This is a genomic window from Acetatifactor sp., assembly GCF_982438285.1.
On the sequence record NZ_CEWDFQ010000096.1, the window covers coordinates 1 to 9840 of the forward strand.

Below are 9840 nucleotides of genomic sequence, written 5' to 3' on the forward strand. Positions count from 1 at the left end.
ATATAATAATATCTTTATGATGGCGGACTCCGGCGCCCGTGGTTCCAACCAGCAGATCAAGCAGCTGGCAGGCATGCGCGGTCTGATGGCAGATACTACGGGACGGACCATTGAGCTTCCCATCAAATCCAATTTCCGTGAGGGATTGGACGTACTGGAGTACTTCATGTCGGCTCACGGCGCCCGCAAGGGTCTGTCCGACACGGCCCTTCGTACCGCTGACTCCGGTTATCTGACCAGACGTATGGTTGACGTATCTCAGGAGCTGATTATCCGTGAGGTTGACTGCGCGGAAGGAAAGGCGGAGATTCCCGGCATGGTGGTGAAGGCCTTCATGGATGGGAAAGAGACCATCGAAAGCCTGAAGGACAGAATTACCGGAAGATATTCCTGTGAGGAGATTAAGGATAGAGACGGCAATGTGATCGTGAAGCGCAACCATATGATCACCCCCAGCCGCGCTGCAAAGATATTGAGCGTGGGTGTGGATGAAAAGGGAGAGCCCATGGAGGCAGTCAAGATTCGTACCATATTGAACTGCCGTTCCCGCAACGGTATCTGCGCGAAGTGCTATGGCGCAAACATGGCCACCGGAGAGGCAGTGCAGGTGGGTGAGGCTGTAGGTATTATTGCGGCCCAGTCCATCGGAGAGCCCGGTACCCAGCTGACCATGAGAACCTTCCACACTGGAGGCGTGGCCGGCGACGATATCACCCAGGGTCTTCCCCGTGTTGAGGAGCTTTTCGAGGCCAGAAAGCCCAAGGGACTTGCCATTATTGCAGAATTCGGCGGAAAGGCTGAAATCCGGGACACCAAGAAAAAGCGCGAGGTCGTGATTACAAATGAGGAGACGGGAGAGACCAAGGCATATCTGATTCCTTACGGCTCCCGGATTAAGATTGTGGACGGCCAGGTGCTGGAGGCCGGTGACGAGCTTACCGAGGGAAGCGTAAATCCTCACGATCTGCTGAAAATCAAAGGAATCCGTGCTGTTCAGGATTATATGCTCAGAGAGGTGCAGAGAGTTTACCGTCTCCAGGGCGTTGATATCGCTGACAAGCATATTGAAGTGATTGTGCGTCAGATGTTAAAGAAAATCCGTGTGGAAAGCAACGGCGACACGGATTTCCTCCCCGGAACCCTGGTGGATGTGCTGGAGTTTGAGGATATGAACGAAGAGCTGATTGCACAGGGCAAGGAACCTGCAGAAGGAAAGCAGGTGATGCTGGGTATCACAAAGGCGGCACTTGCCACTAACTCCTTCCTGTCTGCCGCTTCCTTCCAGGAGACCACAAAGGTGCTGACAGAAGCAGCAATTAAGGGCAAGGTAGACCCGTTGATTGGATTAAAGGAAAATGTGATTATCGGTAAACTGATTCCGGCGGGAACCGGCATGAAGCGATATCGCAATACAAGACTCAGTACAGACGAGACAGATACTATTTTGTTTGACGAAAATCTGTCGGAGGAAGAGGAGACCTTAAGCTTTGACGATGGTCTGGACCTGGACCAGAAGCCTTCCGATCTGGATGAGTATGAGACTGCGGAGGCAGAGGACGCTGTTTTGGAGTCCACGCTTGAAAATCTTTAATAGGGAAACAAAAAATGAGAAACGCTGCGGCAGGAGGTTAGAAACACTGCCGCAGTGTTGCCTTATGGGAAAGGAAGGTAGACCGGGATGAAGGTTTTGGTAACCGGAGTAAAGGGCCAGCTTGGCTTTGATGTGGTCAACGAGCTTACGGAAAGAGGCATTGAGGCCGTGGGGGTGGACATCGACCAGATGGATATCACCGATGCGGCCAGCGTGGACAAGGTGATCAAGGAGGCAGGGCCGGATGCGGTGATTCACTGCGCCGCTTATACTGCGGTGGACGCAGCGGAGGAAAATGAGGAGAGCTGCCGCAAGGTCAATGCGGAGGGAACCCAGAATATAGCTAATGTATGCAAGGCTCTGGATATAAAAATGCTGTATATCAGTACGGACTATGTTTTTTCCGGAGAAGGGGAAAGGCCCTGGGAGCCGGAGGACGCCTGCGATCCCAAGAGCGTGTATGGGCAGACAAAGTATGAAGGAGAGCTGGCTGTGAAAAACACCCTGGACAAGTATTTTATCGTGCGTATTGCCTGGGTGTTCGGCATCAACGGAAAGAATTTTATCAAAACCATGCTGAATCTTGCCAAGACTCACGACACCATCAGGGTGGTAAACGATCAGTTCGGGTCACCTACCTACACCTATGATCTGGCAAAGCTGCTGGCAGACATGGTACAGACAGAAAAATACGGCATTTATCACGCTACCAATGAGGGCGTGTGCTCCTGGTATGAATTTGCCTGTGAGATTTTCAGAAAGGCCAACGTGCAGGTCAATGTGATCCCCGTTTCCACTAAAGAGTATGGCGCCAAGGCTCCCAGACCCCATAACAGCCGTATGAGCAAGGAAAAGCTTACGGAGAACGGATTTGAAAGGCTGCCCTCCTGGCAGGATGCGTTAGAGCGGTTTCTGAAAAAAATCAGTTGACAACATATTCTCAAACAAGTATACTATCATAGTGTGCACGCGGCTGCATTCTTTTTTCGTGTGCCGCAAACAATAAACCAATATTACAATCAGAAAGAGGTGAAACAGAATGCCAACATTTAACCAGTTAGTAAGAAAAGGACGTCAGACATCTGTAAAGAAGTCTACCGCACCTGCCCTGCAGAAAGGATACAATTCCCTTCACAAGAAGACGACGAATGTTTCCGCTCCTCAGAAGCGTGGTGTGTGTACTGCCGTTAAGACAGCGACTCCTAAAAAGCCTAACTCAGCTCTTAGAAAGATTGCCAGAGTACGTCTTTCCAACGGAATCGAGGTTACCAGCTACATTCCCGGCGAAGGCCACAATCTGCAGGAGCACAGCGTTGTTTTGATCCGTGGCGGCCGTGTTAAGGATCTTCCCGGTACCAGATACCACATCATTCGTGGTACCCTTGATACCGCAGGTGTTGCCAACAGAAAGCAGGCTCGTTCCAAGTACGGCGCTAAGAGACCTAAGGACGCTAAGAAATAAGGTATGATGAAGTACCACAACAACGAAACTAAGAAAAGTGTTGGAATTCTGTAATGCAGATATAACAGCGCGAACACTTGGGGAAACACATGTGAGTACCGATGATCTATTTCACGTCGGCCAAAATGGCCGGCCGCATTGATAAGGAGGGAAGAAACGTGCCGCGTAAGGGACATATTCAAAAAAGAGATGTATTGGCAGATCCTTTATACAACAACAAAGTGGTAACCAAGCTGATCAACAACATTATGCTGGACGGCAAAAGAGGGGTTGCCCAGAAGATTGTATACGGCGCATTTGCCAAGGTAGAAGAGAAGTCCGGCAAGCCGGCTCTCGAAGTATTTGAAGAGGCGATGAACAATATCATGCCTGTTTTGGAAGTTAAGGCCAGACGTATCGGTGGTGCTACCTATCAGGTGCCTATCGAGGTGAGAGCTGACAGACGTCAGGCTCTGGGTCTGCGCTGGCTGACCATGTTTGCCCGCAAGAGAAGTGAAAAGACCATGGTGGACAGATTGGCCAACGAAATTCTGGATGCTGCCAACAACACCGGTGCAGCCGTTAAGAGAAAAGAAGACGTGCACAAGATGGCAGAGGCAAACAAGGCTTTCGCTCATTACAGATTTTAGGGCGGAGATTTTCAGGTTTTTAAAAAATATAGGAGGAAAAAATCTTGGCTGGAAGAGAATATCCCTTAGAGAGAACCAGAAATATCGGTATTATGGCTCATATCGATGCGGGTAAGACCACATTGACCGAGCGTATTCTGTATTATACTGGCGTTAACTACAAGATTGGTGATACTCATGAGGGTACTGCGACCATGGACTGGATGGAGCAGGAACAGGAAAGAGGCATTACCATCACATCAGCTGCTACCACCTGCCACTGGACACTGGAAAAAGAAACCAAGCCCATGCCTGGCGCGTTGGAGCACCGTATCAATATTATTGACACTCCTGGCCACGTTGATTTCACTGTAGAAGTAGAGCGTTCTCTCCGTGTATTGGATGGAGCTGTTGGCGTGTTCTGCGCAAAGGGCGGTGTTGAGCCGCAGTCTGAGAACGTATGGCGTCAGGCCGATACCTACAATGTGCCTCGTATGGCTTTCATCAATAAGATGGACATTCTGGGCGCAAACTTCTACGGCGCAGTGGAACAGATCAGAACCAGACTTGGAAAAAATGCGATTATCCTTCAGCTGCCCATCGGTAAAGAAGATGACTTCAAGGGAATTATTGACCTGTTTGAAATGAAGGCATATATCTACAATGATGACAAGGGCGATGACATTACCGTAACCGATGACCTGGGGGATATGAAGGACGACGCAGAGCTGTACCGCTCTGAGCTGATTGAGAAGATCTGCGAGCTGGATGACGATCTGATGATGCAGTATCTGGAGGGCGAGGAGCCTTCTGTTGAAGATTTGAAGAAAGTGCTTCGCAAGGCCACCTGTGAGTGTGCTGCGATTCCTGTATGCTGTGGTTCCGCATACCGCAACAAGGGCGTACAGAAGCTTCTGGACGCTATTTTGGAGTATATGCCTGCACCGACCGATATCCCGGCTATTAAGGGCGTGGATTTAGACGGTAATGAGGTGGAGAGACATTCTTCCGACGAGGAGCCTTTCTCCGCACTGGCATTTAAGATCATGGCGGATCCCTTTGTTGGAAAGCTTGCATTCTTCCGTGTATATTCCGGAACCATGAATTCCGGTTCCTACGTTTTGAACGCTACCAAGGACAAGAAGGAGCGTGTGGGACGTATCCTGCAGATGCACGCAAATAAGCGGGCAGAGCTGGATAAGGTTTATTCCGGTGACATTGCTGCGGCAGTAGGCTTTAAGTTTACCACCACCGGCGATACCATCTGTGACGACCAGCATCCCGTGATTCTGGAGTCCATGGAATTCCCTGAGCCTGTTATTGAGCTGGCTATTGAGCCTAAGACAAAGGCGGGACAGGGCAAGATGGGTGAAGCTCTGGCAAAGCTTGCAGAGGAGGATCCCACTTTCCGTGCCCACACAAATCAGGAGACTGGACAGACCATTATCGCTGGTATGGGCGAGCTGCATCTGGAGATTATCGTTGACCGTCTGTTGCGCGAATTTAAGGTGGAGGCAAACGTGGGCGCTCCCCAGGTTGCTTATAAGGAGGCCTTTACCAAGGCTGTAGAAGTAGACTCTAAGTATGCAAAGCAGTCCGGAGGACGTGGACAGTACGGACATTGTAAGGTGAAATTTGAGCCCCTGGAGGCAAACTGCGAGAAGTTTGACTTTGATCCCAAGGCCAATGTGCTGATCAACGATCCGCCTACTCTGTTGTTTGAATCCACTGTTGTGGGCGGTGCCATTCCCAAGGAATATATTCCTGCGGTTGGCGAGGGTATCCAGGAAGCTGCCCGCGCAGGTATCCTGGGAGGCTTCCCTGTGCTTGGCATTCATGCAAATGTGTACGACGGTTCCTATCACGAGGTAGACTCCTCCGAGATGGCGTTCCACATTGCAGGTTCCATGGCATTCAAGGAGGCAATGCAGAAGGCAAATCCTGTGCTTCTGGAGCCCATCATGAAGGTTGAGGTTACCATGCCTGAGGAATACATGGGCGATGTAATCGGTGACTTGAACTCCCGCCGTGGACGCGTGGAGGGTATGGATGACATCGGAGGCGGCAAGATGGTGAGAGCCTTCGTGCCCCTTGCTGAGATGTTCGGCTACTCCACAGACCTTCGTTCCAGAACCCAGGGACGCGGCAACTATTCCATGTTCTTCGAGAAATATGAGCCCGTGCCCAAGAACGTACAGGAGAAGGTTTTGGCTGCGAAAAGCAAGTAAATAAAAGCAGGCAAATATATGAAAAATAACTTGAAAAACCTCTGATTATTTAATATAATCAGAGGTAGCCGAGTTAACGATTGCCGGATACGGAAAATGACGGTTCGGCAGGAAAAATAATATGTGTTATCATTTTAAGGAGGACATTCATAATGGCTAAAGCTAAATTTGAAAGAACTAAGCCCCATTGTAACATTGGTACCATTGGTCACGTTGACCATGGCAAGACCACTCTGACCGCAGCAATTACCAAGGTTCTTCATGAGAGACTTGGCACCGGCGAGGCAGTGGCATTCGAGAACATCGACAAGGCTCCCGAAGAGAGAGAGCGTGGTATCACCATTTCCACCGCACACGTTGAGTATGAGACCGAGAAGAGACATTACGCACACGTTGACTGCCCTGGCCATGCTGACTATGTAAAGAACATGATCACCGGTGCAGCACAGATGGACGGCGCTATTCTGGTTGTTGCTGCAACCGACGGCGTTATGGCACAGACCAAGGAGCACATCCTTCTGTCCCGTCAGGTAGGCGTTCCTTATATTGTTGTTTTCCTGAATAAGTGTGACATGGTAGACGATCCTGAGCTGATCGAGCTGGTTGAGATGGAGGTTACCGAGCAGCTTGAGGAGTACGGCTTCAATGACTGCCCTATCGTTAAGGGTTCCGCTCTGAAGGCTCTGGAAGATCCTTCCAGCGAGTGGGGAGACAAGATTCTTGAGCTGATGCACACTGTTGATGAGTATATTCCTGATCCTCAGCGTGACACAGACAAGCCTTTCCTGATGCCTGTAGAGGACGTATTCACCATTACCGGTCGTGGTACCGTTGCTACCGGCCGTGTTGAGCGTGGTGTTCTTCACCTGAATGACGAAGTTGAAATCGTTGGTATCAAGGAGGAGAAGAAGAAGACTGTTGTTACCGGTATTGAGATGTTCCGTAAGATGCTGGACGAGGCACAGGCTGGTGATAACATCGGTGCGCTGCTTCGTGGTATTCAGAGAACCGAAATCGAAAGAGGACAGGTTCTTGCAAAGCCCGGCACTGTTACCTGCCACACCAAGTTTACCGCACAGGTTTACGTTCTGACCAAGGACGAGGGTGGACGTCACACTCCTTTCTTCAATAACTATCGTCCTCAGTTCTACTTCAGAACAACCGACGTTACCGGTGTCTGCAACCTTCCTGAAGGTACCGAGATGTGTATGCCTGGCGACAACGTTGAGATGACCATCGAGCTGATTCATCCCATCGCTATGGAGCAGGGTCTTACCTTCGCTATCCGTGAGGGTGGTAGAACCGTTGGTTCAGGCCGTGTTGCTACGATTATTGAGTAATCAGTAAAAAGCTAGATTTTATGGGGCTTTCTGATATTTCAGAAAGCCCTTTTTTGATAAAATACTAATCTTAATTTGTAAAGTGGCTCTAAAATGGCTCTAAAAAATTCGTCTGTTTCATTTTTTATGGGACAAGCTAGGGAAAAAATGTTATAATAAATATAGAAAGATGTCGACATATAACAAAAAGTATGTTAATGTTATGTCAATTCTCAATATTTTGGGCATACTCTATATTAGGAGGTGCTTATGAGAAAAGGAGGTTTCAATATGTATTTAACTAAGGAAAAGCCAAAGACATCATTATATAAAGATTATGAGCCAAGATTTCCAAAGCATAAAGATGTAGAAATTCAAGCGTATGTTGCATATACAGTAGGTAATGATATGTCTAACAAAATGCAGTCAACCATAAGAAGTATGACGAAAATGATTGTTCGGGGATTTTCTAAGGAGGCGAATTAGGTTTGGAAGAAAATAAGGAACAAAATGATAAAGAAACACAGCTTTTAGATAATGTAGATAAAGATAACTTGGAAGAAGCTGAATTAGAAGATGTTCTTGAAAGTGTATCGCCAGAACATAGAAAAGTTATAGAAAGAATGATGATTTCTTCATCTATTCAGATGCGTAGTATATCTTCTCCTGAAACTGCGGTAATGAAAAAGTTAACACCAGATCACATTTCTAAGTATTTAGATGGTGCAGAATTGGAAATGAAAAATAGCTATGCTGAGAAATTTCACAGAAAAGTATTTACCTTTTTAACAATGATTGTGGCTATGATATTTTTCATTCTTTTAGTTATTTTGCTGAAAGATATTCCAGATGTTATGGAAAATGTTATATATATAGTTGGGGGCGTTGTGATTGGTGCCTTTGGTGGATATGGTTTTGGTAAAAATAGAAATGATGAATAAGGAAGGGACTGATTTGGATTTTTAAATCAGTCCCCTTTGAAATAGAATATGAATAAAATAGACACAAAAGGACTTTTATTAAGCATTTTTGCTCCCACTACAGTGTTGAGCTTGAGTTATTTGCTGTTGGGACATTTTTGTAATATACCGCATATTTTATTATTCTGCATTTTAGGAACATTCATTTTAGTGCCAATAGAGTTAGGAATTATTTTGAAAGCAAGTAAAAGTGAATATGGGAAGTATTCTCTTGAAAGTGCAGTTGAAGGACAAGAAAAGATTTCAATTTGGAAAGTGTTGATAATTGCGTTTGTGTTTTGGGGAATGGCAGGTCTGCTGTCTGCTTTTATTGCACCTATTGAAAATCAAGTTTTTGCAGAGATAAGAAGTAATGTACTTAATAGTTTGCCAAGAGGTTTTGATTGGACCAATAACAGAGGAATTGTTTTTTAGAGGATACTTAACATCGCATTATGAAATGCAAAAATCATTTACCCCGATAATGATAGCTATTTTATTTTCACTATATCATTTTTGGCTTCCTTTCAACAATATATTTCGCATATTAGTATTTGCACCAGTTGCGTATGTGACGTATAAGAAAAAGAATTTATATATCAGTATATGTTTTCATTGCCTATGTAATCTTTTTTCAACATTAAGTTTTATATTGGTGGTATTAGTATAAATTCCGGTTTGCTGATTAGAGTGGTGGAGAACAACGAATTGATATGTTCCTTGTTAATGTTTTATATACATGGTGCTAGCACCATGTAATAAGGGCGGATAAGAAGAAAATCGGTATTTTGCCACTGGCTCTATTTTGGCTCTAAAATTTTTCGGAATAGTAAAAACAAGAGCATAAATTGAATAATATAAAGAAAAATAAGCAGGAAAATGCAATAAAAATATTCAGATTTCATTTCCGAGAGCTCGTGAGGGGGGAGAACCGTTGGTTCAGGCCGTGTTGCTACTATCATTGAGTAATCTTAATATTGCTTGATCTTATGGGCTTTCCGAGAAATCGGGAAGCCCTTTTTGTCTTGAAGCAGATGGAAATATTAAGGTAAAATAGGAACTTCAGCTTCCTCAAATTATCGGTTCAATAGAATTTGCTGGATTTGGATAGTAAAGCATTCATAGATATGATAGAATTGAAAAGATAATAGAGGGGCCTTTTTAGTGAAGGTCAAGGGAGGCATTGCATGGAAGAAAAAATTACCTTGTGTGGAGATAATTGCATAGAATGTCCCAGATACAATGCGCATAGTGAAGAGGAATTAAGTAAGGTGGCCGAGCTATGGCATAGAGTAGGCTGGAGAGATAGAATTGTATCAAATGAGGAAATTGCTTGTACGGGATGTTCTACCCATAAAGAGTGTACATATCGCTTGGTAGAATGCACGAAGGAACACAATGTGGAGAAATGTAATCAGTGCGCAGACTTTCCCTGTGAAAAAATAGATGATATGTTAAAACGTTCGGAAGCGTATCAGAAAAAGTGCAAAGAAGTTTGTTCAGATGAAGAATACGATAAGCTGGAAAAAGCCTTTTTTGATAAGGTAAATAATCTTAGAAAATAGGCAGAGTACGGCAGCATGAAGAGATTTCGTAATAAGAATTTGTGAAGAGGAAAATCTATGAGAAAATCAGGGATACCATATAGAATCTGCAGCTATGCCTTCCTGCTT

General features: G+C 45.7%; 11 protein-coding genes. All 11 read left to right on the forward strand.

Going from position 1 to position 9840, the window contains the following annotated elements:
- Positions 1 to 1591: DNA-directed RNA polymerase subunit beta' (locus AC1WIP_RS06550; protein ID WP_481141094.1), on the forward strand; the 1591-nt coding region annotated here is incomplete at its 5' end.
- An 87-nt stretch (positions 1592 to 1678) separates the two neighbouring features.
- Positions 1679 to 2521 carry a dTDP-4-dehydrorhamnose reductase gene (rfbD, locus tag AC1WIP_RS06555; protein ID WP_481141095.1) on the forward strand — a complete coding sequence of 281 codons (843 nt, stop codon included), beginning with the start codon at positions 1679 to 1681 and terminating at the stop codon, positions 2519 to 2521.
- 109 nt (positions 2522 to 2630) lie between these two features.
- On the forward strand, positions 2631 to 3053 hold the full coding sequence (rpsL, locus tag AC1WIP_RS06560) for a 30S ribosomal protein S12 (RefSeq protein WP_318703276.1): 423 nt from the start codon (positions 2631 to 2633) through the stop codon (positions 3051 to 3053).
- A 158-nt stretch (positions 3054 to 3211) separates the two neighbouring features.
- Positions 3212 to 3682 carry a 30S ribosomal protein S7 gene (gene rpsG, locus AC1WIP_RS06565; protein WP_318703278.1) on the forward strand — a complete coding sequence of 157 codons (471 nt, stop codon included), beginning with the start codon at positions 3212 to 3214 and terminating at the stop codon, positions 3680 to 3682.
- A gap of 44 nt (positions 3683 to 3726) precedes the next feature.
- On the forward strand, positions 3727 to 5889 hold the full coding sequence (gene fusA, locus AC1WIP_RS06570) for an elongation factor G (protein ID WP_481141096.1): 2163 nt from the start codon (positions 3727 to 3729) through the stop codon (positions 5887 to 5889).
- A gap of 152 nt (positions 5890 to 6041) precedes the next feature.
- On the forward strand, positions 6042 to 7229 hold the full coding sequence (tuf, locus tag AC1WIP_RS06575) for an elongation factor Tu (protein WP_481141097.1): 1188 nt from the start codon (positions 6042 to 6044) through the stop codon (positions 7227 to 7229).
- A 249-nt stretch (positions 7230 to 7478) separates the two neighbouring features.
- On the forward strand, positions 7479 to 7694 hold the full coding sequence (locus AC1WIP_RS06580; protein ID WP_160273120.1) for a hypothetical protein: 216 nt from the start codon (positions 7479 to 7481) through the stop codon (positions 7692 to 7694).
- A 2-nt stretch (positions 7695 to 7696) separates the two neighbouring features.
- The gene (locus AC1WIP_RS06585) at positions 7697 to 8149 is read left to right on the forward strand and encodes a hypothetical protein (RefSeq protein ID WP_481141099.1); all 453 of its coding nucleotides are present in this window, start codon (positions 7697 to 7699) and stop codon (positions 8147 to 8149) included.
- 48 nt (positions 8150 to 8197) lie between these two features.
- Entirely contained in the window at positions 8198 to 8602 is a 405-nt protein-coding gene (locus AC1WIP_RS06590) for a hypothetical protein (RefSeq protein ID WP_481141100.1), read from the forward strand.
- On the forward strand, positions 8541 to 8837 hold the full coding sequence (locus tag AC1WIP_RS06595; protein ID WP_481141101.1) for a CPBP family intramembrane glutamic endopeptidase: 297 nt from the start codon (positions 8541 to 8543) through the stop codon (positions 8835 to 8837). Before AC1WIP_RS06590 ends, AC1WIP_RS06595 begins: the two co-directional genes overlap by 62 nt.
- A 517-nt stretch (positions 8838 to 9354) precedes the next feature.
- Positions 9355 to 9732, forward strand: a complete 378-nt coding sequence (locus AC1WIP_RS06600; protein WP_481141102.1) for a DUF3795 domain-containing protein — start codon at positions 9355 to 9357, stop codon at positions 9730 to 9732.
- The last annotated feature ends 108 nt before the right edge of the window (positions 9733 to 9840 follow it).